Here is a 14,288-nt window from a genome sequence, read left to right as displayed (position 1 = left end):
GCGAGATCCCCAGTGGGTATGACGAAGGCGGCGGGCGGACTCCCCCAGTGTGCCGTTCACAAAATCATCCGATGACGATCAGCGCGTTGGTCAGACGCAGCGACGAGACGCCGAGCGTCGCTTCGATCATGTCGATGACGGAAGCGGGATCGCTTGTGTCGAACACACCGGTGACGGGGAGCGCCCGCACCCGCTCGCTGAGGATCAGGATGCGGCCGCGCTGGTAGCGGTTCAGTTCCCCAATCAGCTCGCCGAGCGGGGCGCGGAAGAACACCATCTGCCCCCGGCGCCAGGCGGTCGCTGTGTCTGCCGGGAACGGCCGGACCTGACCGAGGCCACTGGAGGTGAGTACCCCTTCCTCACCGGGGGAAAGGCGCAGCGAGGCGTCGGGATCGGCGGCGGCGGTCAGGCTGACGGCGCCCTCTACCAGGCCGACCTCGGTGACATCGTCCCGCAGCCGCACATTGAAGCTGGTGCCGGTGACGCGCACCTCGCCCTCGCCGGTCGACACCAGGAAAGGTCGCTGCGGATCAGAGGCGACCTGAAAGAACGCCTCGCCGCGGAACAGCCGAACCCGGCGCTGTCCGGGTTTGAGGTCAACGGCGAGAGCGGTGTCGGTGTTGAGTTCGACCACCGAGCCGTCGTCCAGCTGGATCGTCCGGTGTTCGCCGATCGCGGCGATGTGGTCAGCGCGCAGATCATCCAGCCCGCCGCGCCGCACCCATTCAGCTCCCCCCAGCGAGAGACACAGCAACAGGCCGGCCACTAGGCCGCGCCCCAGCCTTCGGCGCGGCGCGGCGCTCTCGACCAGCGCCGTGATGGCGGCCTCGTCGCGTCGCCCACCGGCCGCCCCGCCCATGGCCGCCCATAGCCGTTCCGCCTGCTCATAAGCCTCGAAATGGGCGGGATCGTCGGCGAGCCAGGCCTGGAACGCCGCGTGGGTCTGGGCATTGGCAGCGGGCTCGCGCAGGCGCGCATGCCAGCGGCTGGCCGCTTCGAAGGTGGTGTCGGCATGTGTGTGGGGGCCGGGCCGGGGTGCAGTCATCAAACAACGATCCGGAATCGAGCGGGCGGGCCGACCGTGGCCCACCGATATAGACGAAGCCGCAGCGGCCTGTCCCCCAGTCGCGCCCCGCGCCCGCTCAGATCGCCCGTCCGGCATTGCGCAGGGCCTGACGGCACTGCATCATGGCGCGGGCGATGTGCTTCTCCACCGTCTTGTCGGACAGGCTGAGACGAACGGCGATCTCCTTCATGGTTAGGCCGTGATCGCGCGACAGCAGAAAAACGGCGCGGCATTTCGAGGGCAGTTCATCGATAGTGCGGCGCAGGAGGGCGAGTTCCTGCACACCCTGCAGCGTCTCGTCCGGCAGTGGCACGGTGCAGGCGACCTCGCAATCGGCCAGATCCGTTCCGGAGAAATAGCGCGCCCGCACCCTCTCGCGCCGCAAATGGTCGAGCGCCATATTGGTGGCGCAGCGGGCGAGATAGGCCTGCTTGTTCTCGGCTTCGGCAAAGGCGTTGCCCCGCAGCAGGCCGACGAACACGTCCTGCACCAGATCTTCCGCCGTGCTTGGGCTTCCGACCAGCCGACGCATCGCCCGCATCAAGCGATCATGCTCGGTGCGGAACAAATGGCCAAGGTCGGAGGCGAGAGCCAGCACGGGCAATCCTATGACTCCAGCAAGCGGCGCCCAGCGCGCCGTGAAACACTCTCTACAAAAAGTTATATTGTCTAGCAATATCAACAGTTTAAATCAATTCCAGAGTGGGGCGCGATCTTGCGACATCCGCCTCGGGGTCGCGAGGCAGAAGGGCGTCCCGTCCACCGGATCGTTGATGACCCCCGCCGCAACGCCGAACACGTCGCGGATCGTCGCGGCGTTGACGACCTGGCGTGGCGGCCCCGAGGCTGCGAGGATGCCGTCCTTCATGAACACCATCGTGTCGGGCGGTGGCGCTGGCCGGGTTGATGTCGTGCAGCACCGCCGCCGCGATCTTGCCGTTGGCGCGGACGACACGGTGCATGAGGGGGAGCACGTCCAGCTGGTGGGCGATGTCGAGAGAGGTGGCCATCTCCTTAAGCAGGAGAATGTCGGTCGCCTGAGCCAGCGTCATCGGGATCCGCGACAATCGTCGGCTGTTGCTCGACGTGTTCCACACGGTCAATAGTGGGCTCGACCCGCTGGCGCAGATCCGCGGCCAGGCCGGCGCCAAGGCCAGCGCCATCGGGCCATGTCCCCATCGCCGACCATGCGGGAGGCCGCGAGCCCGGGAGCGCCGGGATTGATTTTCACGAGGTTCGGCGCGCGCCCGCAGAAGTGGGATATGACGACCGAATCGGCTGCGAATACAGCCCGCGCGGCGCGACGGTGGAAGAACTCATATGGCTCGCCCAGGAATCAGCGCAAACACCTGGCGAGGGACCGTTGGCGCTGCACCGCCCGGGACAAGGATGAACAGCCGACCCGCCGGGAACGTTCAGGCCGGCAGGACCACGACCTTGGTCTTGACCGGGGTGTTGTCGTAAAGCTGGATCATGTCCTGGCTCAGCAGGCCGACGCAGCCGCTGGTCACACCGGAGCCGATCGATTCGGGATCGCTGGTCGCGTAGATCGTGTACAGCGTGTAGACGCCGTTCTGATAGAGATGCAGCGTGCGCGCGCCGAGCGGATTGTCGAGGCCGCCCGGCATGCCTCGGGCATATTTTGCCACTTCGGGCTGGCGCTTGATCATTTCCCTGGGCGGCGTCCAGGTCGCCCATTCGCTCTTGCGCCCGACATAAGCGTCGCCGCTCCACAGGAACCCCTGGCGACCGACATTGGCCCCGTAGCGGGTCGCCATGCCGTCTTCCTCGACGCGGTAGACGTAGTAATTCTTGGGGTCGACGATAAGGGTTCCCGGCGCCTCCTCCGTCTCGTAGCGGATGGTGCGGCGGAAATATTTCGGATTGACCTTGCTGACATCGACGGCCGGGATCGGGAATTTCTCCTCCGGAACAGGGCCATAGACCTTCGCCGCCTCGGCGAGGCTCATCCCGTCGGGATTGGCGCAGCCGCCCAGCCCGAGCGCTCCAAGGCTGATCGCCGAGCCGGCCAGAAACGACCGGCGGCTGAGCCGCCCCGCCCGCTGCCGAGCGTGCTCGTCCATCGTGCCGGCATCGGCGGTGCGACCGTGGCTGATCATATATGAGCTTCCCGTGCTGTTCGCGAAAGAGAGGCCGGGGGGGCGGGCCGCCTGCTGTTCGCCGGGATGAGTTAGCTCTTGCAGGGCCTCGCTGGCAAGCGCAGCCCTGCCCTGCGCTTTCGCGCAGGGTCCGGCCATCAGGGCGCCATGATGGCGCAATGCCGCTGCGCTTGCAGCGCTACGCTCCCCTCATAAGCGCGCAGCGCGATGGCGCGACCAGCGCTGCAGCGCCCAGGGACCGACCGCGAAAATGGTCGCGAGCACTCACGGAAGGATCGAGATGTGGCTCTGGAACAGAGTGCCTAGCTCGCCGCCGCTGATGGCCAGCCCGTTACGCAGGTTCACCTCCATCACGTTGCTGAGCACGAAGCCGAGGATGATCGGCGCCATGTCGAAGCCGGAGCTTGCGCAGCAGCCAACCCATGCAGCCGACACCCAGCATGAGCAGGACAGCCGCGAGCGGGTGCAAAGAGCGTCGTGACATCCTTTTCAGCGAATTAAGACGCATGGACGCATTCAGACATCCAATGGCCGATTTTACCCCACAACGTCCTCTATTAGTACTTATGTGCAGTACGCATCGGCACGGTTCGATATCGAGGGCGTTAAATGCGCGGCCATTCTGGTATGGAAGAAGAATACTCCGGTATAATAGAGCTTGTTGGAAGAGCCTCCATAATCTCGGAACGCTCTTTCGCATCTCGGCGTGGCGTGGTCGCGGCGCGCGCGGAATTGATGCGCCGGGCCCGCCCGCACGCCGCGATACGATCGCTTCTTAGCACCGGCTGTGTCGGTCTGCTCGCCATTGCCGGCACCATGGGCGGCTGCGCCCCCGCGCCACTGGTGCAGGGCGTCGGGCTTTCGACCTATGACGCCATGGTGCCCTCCGATGGCGTTCTCACGAAATCGCGCCTCGCGGTGAACAAGGAGCAGGTTCTCGCCGCGAGGACGGTCCGGATCGTGCCGACGAGCTTTCCCTCCCAGATCGCCCCGAAGCTGACCAGCGAGCAGAGGACGTTGGTTGCCAACAGCGTCAACCGCGGGCTTTGCGTCAGCCTGAGCGATCGCTTCAAGGTGGTCCCGCCGGACGAGGCGGCCGATCTCACCGTGCAGGCCCATGTCACCCAGGCGACCGAAACCGACGAGGTCGCGGCCGGTATTTCGGCGGCCACCTCGTTCGGCATGAATTTCGTCGACCTCGGCGTCCCGGTGCCGACGCCGCGCATTCCCATCGGCATGGGCAATCTGTCGATGGAGGCGGCGGCCACTGACCCGTCCGGTCGGCAACAGGCATCCATGCTGTGGGCCCGGGGGGCGAACGCCTTCTTCAGCTCGCCCCGGGCCTCAAAAGCGAGCGACGCCTATGAGCTCGCGGATGCGTTCGGCGAGGATTTCGGCGCTCTTCTGGTCAAGGGCGAGAGCCCGTTCGGCGCTTCGGGGATCGATCTGCCCTCGGCGCAGAAAATCAACTCAGCGATGGGCCTGCCACCCAAATACGACGCCTGCGAGCGCTATGGCCGATACCCCGGCCTCGCCGGCGTGGTCGGCAGCCAGCTTGGCCTGCCACCGGAATGGACCGACAAGGGCGCCAAGCCGGCGGCGCCGGCAGAGCCGGCCGCCGTCGCGGAAGCGCCATGAGCCGGCTAAATTCCGTCCGAGAGTGCTGGTAAGGCGCTGTCTGAAGCTGAACGAAAGCCAGGCTCACGACGGGGGCCGGCCTCCGACATGATGAAAACGGTCGAGCGGGGAAACATCCGCCTCGCCAACAGGGCTCATGACAGTGACGCCTTGCGCGAAGAGAGGGTCGGGCGCGGTGCATGGGCCAATGTCCGCGCCATGCCCAACCGCGCCGTTGCGGCATCGGGTGAGCCGCGAGGCGCGCCGGTTGAGCATTGAGCCGGCATTGGCGTCGCCCTCTTGATCCGGAGCCGACCTCATGAGCCTTGGTCGCGCAAGCTGACAAGTGTGTTTGCAACAGTCAAAGCGCGGAACCGGATACCTAGGCGGTCGGTCAAATCCTATTGCGGCCGCCTATCAGTGATAATAGGTTTGCTTGTTGATTAGGGAGCTATGATGAAAGAATAGCGAACACCTATATCTGAGAATTTTTTTCTCAAATTGAGATATAGTGCAGAATTTGAGCGATGCTAGGCTTTCCACAGTCCAGGGGGTTGCGTGCGACTGGATATGGCCTAACGAGGGGCGCGCCCCTTTTAGGGCGATAATATCGGTCTCCGGCGATGGCCGGGGTGGTTTCGTACGTGCGGTCCATGCGCGTCGGGAGGGGTGAAAATGTGCACTGCATGTGACTGGGCACCGTATTTCGAGGGTTTTGGTCGAGGTCGGGCAATGAGCCGGCGTGCTGTGTTGCGCGGAGGCGCGGCAATCACGGCGGCGACGGCTCTGGCGCCGGTCTTTTTGGCCACCGATGCGCGCGCTGAGGAGCCTAAGGCGGCAACCGACGGGCCTGCGGATTTCGTGTTCCACAACGGCCCGGTCTACACGGTCGCGGGAGCTGCGCCTTGGGCCGATGCGGTCGCCGTTCGTGGCAATACCATCGTGCATGTTGGTGATGCGGATGGGGCGATGGCAATGGCTGGCCCAAAGACGCAGGTGATCGACCTCAAGGGCCGGCTGCTGATGCCCGGCTTCGTCGAAGGCCACACCCACCCCTTCCTCGGCGCCTTTCTCACCTCCGGCCTTGATCTTCAGCTCGCCAATCTCGATGAGGTGCTGGCGGCCATCAAGGCCTACGCCAAGGAGCACCCCACGGGTCCGATCCGTGGCTTCGGCTGGCGTGTCGACATGTTCCCACCCGAAGGGCCGAACCGCGCCGAGCTCGACGCCATCCTGCCGGACCGGCCCGCCTTCTTCTTCGCTATTGACGGGCACAGCCTGTGGGTCAATTCCAAGGCGCTTGAGATGGCCGGCGTCACCCGCGACACGCCTGATCCCATTCCGCGTTTCAGCTATTACGCCCGCGACCAGAAGGGCGACCCGACCGGCTATGTGCTGGAGGTGAACGCCGTGCTCGGCCTCGTGAACGCGGTGGAGCCAATTACCGGCGATTCAATGGGCACGCTGCTGGAAGGCTGGCTGCCGAAGGCCGCTGCGGCGGGCATCACCACTGTCTTCGACGCCGGCGTGCCCCCCATCGGCAGCGACCAGGCCGCCATGTTCGCGCTCTATGTGGATGCCGAGAAGCGCGGCGTGCTGCCGTTCCGTGTATCCGCAGGGTATACGGTGAAGTCACCGCCCATCGACAAGGCCGTGGAGACGCTGACTGACATCCGCCGGCGGATCGGCAGCGAACTGGTCAAGGTCGACACGGTGAAGATCATCGGCGACGGCTCGCAGGCCGGTTACACAGCCTGGCTGATCGAGCCCTATGCCGACAAGCCGGACTCCACCGGCGGCTCGCCCTTCACCGAGGAACAGTGGCACCAGCTCATCGCCATGGTGGATGCAGCCGGCTTTGATGTGCATGTTCATGCCTGCGGCGAGCGCACGACGCGGGTGGTGCTCGATTCGATCGAGAAGGCCGTCGCCGCCAATCCGGCGCGGAACCGGCGCCACACCATCGCGCATCTGGTCTATGTCGAGGATAGCGACATGCCGCGCTTCCCCAAGCTCGGCGTCATCGCCGAGTTTTCGGCCAACTGGTCCTCGGCTGATCCCGACACGCTGGAGAACATGGTGGCGCGCTATGGCCAGCCGCGCGCCAGCAAGATGTACCGCACCCGCAGCATCCTAAAGGCAGGCGGGCGCGTCTCCTTCGGCACCGACTGGCCGGCGGCAGGCTATTTCTCGACCTATGAGCCGTTGAAGTCGATCCAGGTTGGCGTCACCCGCCAACTCATCGGGCTGAAGGATGCGCCGGTGCTGAGCCCGGCGGACGAGCGGCTGACAGTGGAGGAGGCGATCCACGCCAACACGATGGGCGCCGCCTACCAACTGCGCATGGATGATGCGGTCGGATCGATCGAAGTGGGGAAGCGCGCGGACCTTATCGTGCTCGACCAGAACATTCTCGCGATCGAACCGCACGAGATCCACAAGACCAAGGTCGAGCTCGGCATGATGAACGGCACCATCCGGCACAAGGCGTGAGGCCTGAGCCCTCTTCCTGCTGAAACAGCTCAGGCGGGCACAACGTGCCCGCCTCTCGCTCTTCCATCAAAAGTCACCCGGCTGTGCCGGAGAGGTCATCTGAAAGGCCCTCGCATGAAACGTCTTCTTGCTTTGGTGATGCTCTTGCTGCCTGGTAAGCGTGTCTGCGCCTGCCGTTTGCCCTCCTTCCGCTGAGGCCCAGTCGATGTCCCAAGAAGATACACCCGGCCGCATCTCCCGCCGCGACCTACTCGGAAAGGGGACGGCGACAATCCTCGGTGCCAATCTGCTGCCGGGCATCGCGCCCGCCGCAGCCGAGGCCGCGACCGCACCGGCACAGCCTATCGTCGCGCCGGATTCGCCGCCGGGCGGCTACAACATCCTGTTCATTCTCGTCGACCAGGAGCACTTCTTCCCGCAATGGCCGTTTCCCGTGCCGGCGCGCGAGATGCTGAAGCAAAAGGGCGTCACCTTTGCCAACCACCAGGCGGCGTCATGCGTCTGTTCGCCGGCGCGCTCCGTGATCTATACCGGCCAGCATATCCAGCATTCCGGCGTCTTCGACAATCTGAACTATCTCTGGCAACCCGACCTCTCGACGTCGATCAAGACGATCGGCCACCGCATGAGTGAGCTCGGCTATTACGCAAGCTATCAGGGCAAGTGGCACATGAGTGCCAATCTCGACCAGACCAAGGTCGCGGTCGACGCACCGATGGCGGACTACCGCGAAATCATCCAGAGCTACGGCTTCGACGGTTTCTTCGGCGTGGGTGACCTTATCGACAGCGGGCTGGGCGGCTATACGTTCGACGGCTTCACTGCCGACCGCGTCGCGAGCTGGATGCGGCGCGAGGGTGAGGAACTGCGCGCCAAGGGCCAGCCCTGGTTTCTCGCCGTGAACTTCGTCAATCCTCACGACGTGATGTACATCAATTCCGACCTTCCCGGTCAGGTTGTGCAGGGCAAGAGCGCTGCCATCGACATCTTCCCAACGCCTGAGGACAAGCTTTACCAGGAACGCTGGGACGACCTGCCGCTGCCGTTCAACCGCAGCCAGCCTCTCGATGCGCCGGGACGTCCGAAGGCGCACGCCATCTACCAGCAGATCCAGGACATGATGGTTGGCGCGTGGCCCGATGAGGACCGTCGCTGGCATGTTCTGCGTAACTACTACTACAATTGCATCCGTGACTGCGACCGGCAGGTCATGCATGTCCTCAAGGCGCTTGAGGACAACAACATGCACAACAACACCATCGTGGTGTTCAATGCCGATCATGGTGAGCTCGCCGGCCATCACCAGATGCGCGGCAAGGGCAACTGCACCTACAAGGAGCAGAACCATGTGCCGCTCATCGTCTACCACCCCGCCTATCCCGGCGGCGTGACCTGCGAGGCCATCACCTCGCAACTGGACCTCGCCCCCACGCTGATCGCCCTCACCGGCGCCGACCCGACGGCGCAGGCCAAGGCTGCCGACGGGCTCAAGGGGCACGACTTTTCAGGCCTGCTGAAGGCGCCTACAGTGGCAAAGGTCGATGCGATTCGACCAGCCTCGCTGTTCAACTACAACATGCTCTCCTATCAGGACGTGACCTGGGCCGAGCACTTCGTGAAGATGACGTTCTCCGGCGACATCGCGAACAGCCAGAAGATCCAGACTTATCTCAAAAACGACCCGGACTTCGCCGAGCGGGTCGGCATCCGTTCGATCTTCGACGGACGCTACCGCTTCTCGCGCTATTTCGGGCAGACCGACTTTAATACACCGACCACGCTGGAGGACCTCGTCGCCAGGAACGACCTGGAACTCTATGATCTGCAGGAAGACCCCGGCGAGATGAACAACCTCGCCATGGACACCGTCAAGAATGGCGAGCTTCTGCTGGCGTTGAACAAGGTCGCCAACGACCTCATCGCCGCCGAGGTCGGTATCGACGATGGATCGTTCCTGCCGATCAAGGACGGCAAATGGTACTTCCCGTCGAAGAGTGAGCGTTAGCCTCCGCGCCATGCCGCATCGAGTGGGGAAGCGAAGGCAAAAGCGAGGCTGGCAAGGGCCTCCGGCTGGCGCGCTGGCGGCCTGCGTGTGGCTGGTCGCCGGCTTCGAGGCGGTCGCGCAGGAATGCGGCAGCTGCGGCACTGAGGTGGGGAGCGCTTCTTCGGAGGCCGCGCAGGCCTCGCAGCCCATGACGAACTTCTTCGGCAATTCGCGCTACCTGCAGGCGATCAGCGAGCAGGTGAACCTCAGTCGGCAGGGCGGGTCCCTGCCCTTCACCCTGTCGGGAAACGTACAGGCCTGGACCAGCGGCCCTCCGCAGGAAGACCTCTACACCGAGAGCGCCCAGCTTGCCTACAAGATGACCGACGAGTGGACCCTGCTCGGCCAGCAGCTGTACCAGCAGCAGGCCAAGATCGAGCTGTGGAACTTCGTCGGCGGGTTCGGCTATCAGCCCACCGAGAATGTCAGCGTGAACGTGATGGCAGGCTTCGGCGTCCACACGGCCTACACCTATCAGTGGGCGACCTATATCTCGCCGCAATATACGCTGCCGATCACCATCGCCGGGGAGAAGCGCATCGCGCTCGGCGCCAATATCACGGTGGAGAAATACGAGCTCGGCACGTTCTACCAGCTGCAGCCGCGCGTGAGCCTCCGGCCTGCGGCGTGGCTGCCGCAGCTGCAGATCGCTTATGCCTTCGGCGCGTTCGACAATGCCACCGAGGTCACGAAAACCCAGTATTACCAGCCGCAGGCGGTGAGCGGCTGGTCGCTGACCGCCGTCTTCCATCCCTTCGAGCCGATCTATGCGGTGGTCACCTATCTCCCGGAAAACCGCAATTACATTGCCGGCAACTATGTCGTGCAGAACACAATCAGCGCCACGCTGCACCTGAACCTGACCCCGTCCCTGCGCACATCGCTGTTCTATCAGGACACCTGGTATCAGGGCGGCGGCGATGAGGCGTTCGGCGGCAGTGTCAGCGTGGCCTTTTGAAGCTCACCCCGCCAGCACCCTATTTCAGGCCCGCGAGGGAGCGCGCCCTAGCGACGGCCTTCATACAGCCGGCCTCGTCGCCCGCTGCCTGCAGGTTCAACGCCTCGTTCAAGGCGCCGGCGGCCCCGGTTTCAGGCTCCTTCAGGCCGGCCGCCGCCAGAGACGAGGGCGTGGGCTGATGGGAATCCTGCGCGGCGATACTCTGGTCCTGCGTCTTGGGCTGGGCTGGCCCTTCTGTCGACGACGGCTTCAGCTCGCGCTGCGCCTTGGCGATGGCCTCGACACAGGTCTCCCAAGTTTCCGCGCGCGCCGGTTGCGCCAGTCCCACGACGCCGAGAGACAACAAGGTGGCAGCCACGAGACTGCGATGCGCTGCGAAAGTCGACCTGAACGACACGGATGCGATCTCCCGGTGAACGAACACGAGGGAGACTTCCTTACATCGCTCCCGCTTCGCCATCCAGCGGGCGCCGGCCACCTGCCGGCCGGGCGGTGCCCGCAAGCGCGTCCCGTTCGCTGGAACGCACGATCTCGCCTTCCGCCGAACCCGCCGCAGGGCTAAGAAAGTGCACCGCGTGAGCGAACAGAAGCCCCCAGAAGAGACGGCATCCAGGCCATGTTCAAACTGTCCTTCCTGCTGATCGGCACGCGTGCGTTCCGGGCGCAGTGGTATGTATTGTGCGTCATCGGTGCTGTGCTCATGGCCGGCGCCTTCTATCTGGCCTTCCACGCCCCGGCTGGCCTCGTTGTCCTCACCGGACGGGCCATCGGCGTCGTTTTCCTGCTGATGGGGGCCGGCAACCTTCTGCAGTTTTTCAGCCAGATACGCAGCGTGCGGGGCGCCGTGGCGCTCGCCAGGGCGGTCTGCCTCATCGCCGCCGGTGCGTTTGCCATCCATTGGCCGGCCCATGCGGAAGACGTGCTTGCGGCCCTGTTCTGCGTCGTATTCATCGCGGACGGCCTCGGGCGCATCGGGGTGGGGCTGCTCTTGCGGCTGCCCGATCTACGGTGGCGCGTGACCTATGGCTCGGTGCAACTCGCCTTCGCGCTTGTCTTCCTGGCCGGATGGCCATTGCCGCTGGAGCGGAGCGTCGCGCTGTGCGTCGGCTTGATCTTCGCCTTCAGGGGCTGGCTGCTGATGCGGCTCGGTCTGCTGTTTCGGAAGCTGGATGAGGATTCGACGATCCTCCATCTGCCAATGTTCGCCACACGTGGCTGGTATGCCCGCTCGCCGGACCACGCCGAGGCCGCCACGGCGACAGTGGCCTTTCCGATGATTGTCCATGTCTGGACTCCCGCCGGCTCTGCGGACGTGCCGCACCGCCGTCTCCTGCTCGACCGCTATATCGCGGCCGTCAACGCGGACGGTATGATCTCCACCGGCCATTCCTCGCTGGAGATGCCACCCTCGCTCTATATCAGCCACTACCCGGCCGTCGAAATGGACCGCTCGGGCGAGGATTTTGTCGGCGCCCTGCGCAGCACGGCGGAGAACGACGTGCCGGGTCATTTCCAGCCCTCCTATGCCGAGGAGGCGGCAGGATGGTGCGAGGCCGATGGACGGGTCGAGTTCCACAACTACAGTCCCCGGCAGCTGGAGGCGTTCTGGGCCCGCTATCAGCAGGACGACACCTACAACCTCACCAACCGCAACTGTTCGGTAGTGGTGGCGCAGGCGCTCGACGCGGCGTTGGAAGGCACGCTGGCGACGCGCAGGCCGTGGCTGCAACTGCTTACATTGCTGACCAACCCGGAGATCTGGGTCGGCGCGCTTATAAGGGCCCGCGCCAATGTCGGCACCTGGACCCCCGGCCTGGTGCTGGACTACGCACGCACCTTGGCGCGGATCGTGGAGCGGCGCGAGGTTTCCCGGTTCGACAGCCTCGCGCGCTTCGCCCGGCGCCTTGGCTTGGCTGGCCCGGCTAACCGGCAGGGGTCGACCCCGTGACTGTCCCGACGTCCGGCCGCTCCACCTTGCTCTCGCAAGCGGCGGTCATCGCGACGGCCAGCATGTTCGGTCTGACCTACAGCCTCAGCGCCGGTCTCATCGCCTTCGGTCTCGCCGATCAGGGGTGGGGCGAGGCAGTCATCGGCGCCAACGCCGCCATGCATGCGGCCGGCGTCATCATCGTGGCGTTGCTGCTGCCGCGCATCGTCCCGTTCTTTGGCATGCGCCGGCTTGTGCTGCTGGCGCTCGTTACGGCGGGCGTCGTGCTGGCCGCCTTTCCCGTGCTGCCTTTCATCGCGCTGTGGTTTCTGCTGCGGCTGCTTCTCGGTATGGCTTCAGAGGTCCTTTTCGTTCTTTCGGAAACGTGGACCAACAGCCTGAGCCGGGAAGAAACACGCGCCCGCGTCATGGCGGCTTATACGGCCGCGCTCTCCATCGGCTTCGCCGCTGGGCCCTTTATCCTGTCGCTGGTCGGGACGACGGGTTATCTGCCCTATCTCGCAGGCGCCGGCGTCGCCCTCGTCGCGGTTTTCCTGGTCGCCTCGCCCAAAATTGAAGCGCCGGATTCCGGTGAGGCCCCCACCGGCAACCCGCTAAGGTTTCTTCGCCTGGCGCCGGTGGCCATCGCAGCCACGATGCTCAATGCGGCGCTGGAGACCTCGGGACTCTCATTCCTCGCCATCTACGCCATGCAGCTCGGCTGGCCGGAGACGGAAGCGACGCAGCTGATGACGGTGATGATGGTTGGAGCCATCGTGTTGCAGCTTCCCATCGGCTGGCTCGGCGACAAGATGGACCGGGTCAAGCTGGTGGTCGCCCTCGCGGTCGCCGCGGCGCTCGGCGCCCTGATCTGGCCCTTCGCTCTTGGCCACCCTTGGCTCACCTACACATTGCTCTTCCTTTGGGGGGGAGCCTTTGTCGGAATCTACACGCTGATGCTTGCCGTGGTTGGAAGCCGGTTTCACGGATCGGAGCTCATCGGCATTTACGCCGCGATGGGCCTGATGTGGGGGCTCGGGGCGTTCCTTGGCCCGATCGCGGCAGGCCTGGCCATGCAATGGTCGGCAAACGGCCTTGCCTTCTTCGCGGCCGCCGTGTGCGCAACCTTCGCCGCCTTCGTGGCTGTCGTGGGCCAGAAAGGCAGAGCCGCATAACCTCCAGGCCCCGGCTTAACCGACGGCGGACGAGGAATGTCACCGCACGCGTTTGTTCTCCAGCCATAGCCATGGAGACGCCCTGCAACGCCGAGCAGAAGGCTGCCGGGCTCGTCAGATAGCGGTCGCGGGCGTGGCGGTTGGCTCTTCTTCGCCGGCCGGCCCCGGGGCGTCGCCGATGTGTTCGCGCTGCGTTTGTCGTACCGCCGCAACCTTAAGCCGGCGACAGCTGCCAGCTGCTGGCGCACCATGCCTGAGCGGACATCGAAGAAGCCTCCCTAGTCGTCGGTAACCAGATAGTCGTGCGCCTCCCCGTAGTCCATCTGCTGGAGGTGGCGCACGTCGGTTCCTGCAGGCGCACCGGCAAGAGGGGACGCTGCCGTTACTACGCCTGCTCCAGTCCGAGCGCTTGGCAGCGATCCTCGCCAACCTCGCTCGCGGCGCGGAAGCCGGGCACACCCCGGCATCACGCGCCACTTCGCCGAACGAAAATCGATATGAGCGGGGTCAGTAAGTCTTGGCGAGATAGTCGGCGATCGCCTTCGCGTCCTCCTCGCTCACGGGGGCGTGGTAGACATGAACCATCTTCTGCACCTCGCTTTGCCAGAAGGCTGCGCCTTTGCCGGGGGGCTGCGTGTTGATGTAGTCCACCGAGTGGCAGACCATGCAATTGTCCTGGGCGGCTTCGAAGCCGGGCTGGGGACCGGGGCGCAGTTCGGCCGTCTCATCGGGAAGCTCGTAGCTGAGCGGCGTCGCGCCGGCGGCTCCGGTCAGAGCGAGTGCGAGAGATAGTCCGGCGAGCAGGCGAAGGCGGCTCGTGCTGGTTTTGATCATGATGCCCACCTCTAGACGGCGACGACGGACGTGGCTTCGACGACGTTGCGCATG

General features: G+C 64.9%; 15 protein-coding genes (1 of these 15 running past the window's edge). 7 read left to right on the top strand and 8 right to left on the bottom strand.

Features of this window, described 5'->3' with window-relative positions; translation table 11 throughout:
- Nucleotides 1-64 precede the first annotated feature (64 nt).
- The 3 genes from A3M1_RS0108165 to A3M1_RS25000 form a co-directional block, all read right to left on the bottom strand.
- On the bottom strand, nt 65-1,045 hold the full coding sequence (locus tag A3M1_RS0108165) for a FecR family protein (protein WP_018388465.1): 981 nt from the start codon (nt 1,043-1,045) through the stop codon (nt 65-67).
- Nucleotides 1,046-1,142: 97 nt separating this feature from the next.
- Nucleotides 1,143-1,664, bottom strand: a complete 522-nt coding sequence (locus A3M1_RS0108160) for a sigma-70 family RNA polymerase sigma factor (RefSeq protein WP_245261615.1) — start codon at nt 1,662-1,664, stop codon at nt 1,143-1,145.
- A gap of 93 nt (nt 1,665-1,757) precedes the next feature.
- On the bottom strand, nt 1,758-1,934 hold the full coding sequence (locus A3M1_RS25000) for a hypothetical protein (RefSeq protein WP_018964154.1): 177 nt from the start codon (nt 1,932-1,934) through the stop codon (nt 1,758-1,760).
- Here A3M1_RS25000 and A3M1_RS26675 point away from each other — a divergent pair.
- A complete protein-coding gene (locus A3M1_RS26675; RefSeq protein ID WP_198291122.1) occupies nt 1,933-2,172 on the top strand; it encodes a hypothetical protein in 240 nt (79 codons plus the stop codon). The two genes, A3M1_RS25000 and A3M1_RS26675, sit on opposite strands and share 2 nt — an antisense overlap.
- A 309-nt stretch (nt 2,173-2,481) precedes the next feature.
- On the opposite strand, the gene A3M1_RS0108145 is transcribed toward A3M1_RS26675, so the two are convergent.
- Together A3M1_RS0108145 and A3M1_RS27080 are read right to left on the bottom strand one after the other, a co-directional pair.
- Entirely contained in the window at nt 2,482-3,186 is a 705-nt protein-coding gene (locus tag A3M1_RS0108145) for a L,D-transpeptidase (protein WP_018388461.1), read from the bottom strand.
- Nucleotides 3,187-3,450: 264 nt separating this feature from the next.
- Complete coding sequence (locus tag A3M1_RS27080) at nt 3,451-3,576, bottom strand: hypothetical protein (RefSeq protein WP_018388460.1); 126 nt, start codon at nt 3,574-3,576, stop codon at nt 3,451-3,453.
- 321 nt (nt 3,577-3,897) lie between these two features.
- Here A3M1_RS27080 and A3M1_RS0108135 point away from each other — a divergent pair, with 321 nt between their 5' ends.
- The 4 genes from A3M1_RS0108135 to A3M1_RS0108120 all read left to right on the top strand — a co-directional run bounded on the left by A3M1_RS0108135 (nt 3,898) and on the right by A3M1_RS0108120 (nt 10,298).
- Complete coding sequence (locus tag A3M1_RS0108135; protein ID WP_018388459.1) at nt 3,898-4,824, top strand: DUF3313 domain-containing protein; 927 nt, start codon at nt 3,898-3,900, stop codon at nt 4,822-4,824.
- Between the two features lie 954 nt (nt 4,825-5,778).
- Nucleotides 5,779-7,296 carry an amidohydrolase gene (locus tag A3M1_RS0108130; RefSeq protein WP_245261614.1) on the top strand — a complete coding sequence of 506 codons (1,518 nt, stop codon included), beginning with the start codon at nt 5,779-5,781 and terminating at the stop codon, nt 7,294-7,296.
- Nucleotides 7,297-7,501: 205 nt separating this feature from the next.
- Entirely contained in the window at nt 7,502-9,301 is a 1,800-nt protein-coding gene (locus tag A3M1_RS0108125; RefSeq protein WP_018388457.1) for a sulfatase-like hydrolase/transferase, read from the top strand.
- A gap of 85 nt (nt 9,302-9,386) precedes the next feature.
- Nucleotides 9,387-10,298 carry a hypothetical protein gene (locus tag A3M1_RS0108120; protein ID WP_018388456.1) on the top strand — a complete coding sequence of 304 codons (912 nt, stop codon included), beginning with the start codon at nt 9,387-9,389 and terminating at the stop codon, nt 10,296-10,298.
- A gap of 19 nt (nt 10,299-10,317) precedes the next feature.
- On the opposite strand, the gene A3M1_RS0108115 is transcribed toward A3M1_RS0108120, so the two are convergent.
- A complete protein-coding gene (locus tag A3M1_RS0108115) occupies nt 10,318-10,800 on the bottom strand; it encodes a hypothetical protein (RefSeq protein ID WP_018388455.1) in 483 nt (160 codons plus the stop codon).
- Nucleotides 10,801-10,914: 114 nt separating this feature from the next.
- Here A3M1_RS0108115 and A3M1_RS0108110 point away from each other — a divergent pair, with 114 nt between their 5' ends.
- Complete coding sequence (locus A3M1_RS0108110; protein ID WP_018388454.1) at nt 10,915-12,246, top strand: HdeD family acid-resistance protein; 1,332 nt, start codon at nt 10,915-10,917, stop codon at nt 12,244-12,246.
- A complete protein-coding gene (locus tag A3M1_RS0108105) occupies nt 12,243-13,400 on the top strand; it encodes an MFS transporter (protein ID WP_018388453.1) in 1,158 nt (385 codons plus the stop codon). The genes A3M1_RS0108110 and A3M1_RS0108105 overlap by 4 nt, the downstream gene beginning before the upstream one ends.
- A gap of 507 nt (nt 13,401-13,907) precedes the next feature.
- Here A3M1_RS0108105 and A3M1_RS0108100 read toward each other — a convergent pair.
- Together A3M1_RS0108100 and A3M1_RS0108095 are read right to left on the bottom strand one after the other, a co-directional pair.
- Nucleotides 13,908-14,234, bottom strand: a complete 327-nt coding sequence (locus A3M1_RS0108100; protein WP_018964158.1) for a hypothetical protein — start codon at nt 14,232-14,234, stop codon at nt 13,908-13,910.
- Nucleotides 14,235-14,245: 11 nt separating this feature from the next.
- Nucleotides 14,246-14,288 carry the 3' end of a molybdopterin-dependent oxidoreductase gene (locus A3M1_RS0108095; RefSeq protein WP_026221213.1) on the bottom strand. It continues 1,172 nt past the right edge of the window, so only the last 43 of its 1,215 coding nucleotides appear in the window; its start codon lies beyond the right edge, outside the window; its stop codon occupies nt 14,246-14,248.

It is taken from the genome of Ancylobacter sp. FA202, from assembly GCF_000380205.1.
In the GTDB taxonomy this organism is placed as follows: Bacteria; Pseudomonadota; Alphaproteobacteria; order Rhizobiales; family Xanthobacteraceae; genus Ancylobacter.
This window is presented reverse-complemented; position numbering and strand designations above follow the sequence as displayed.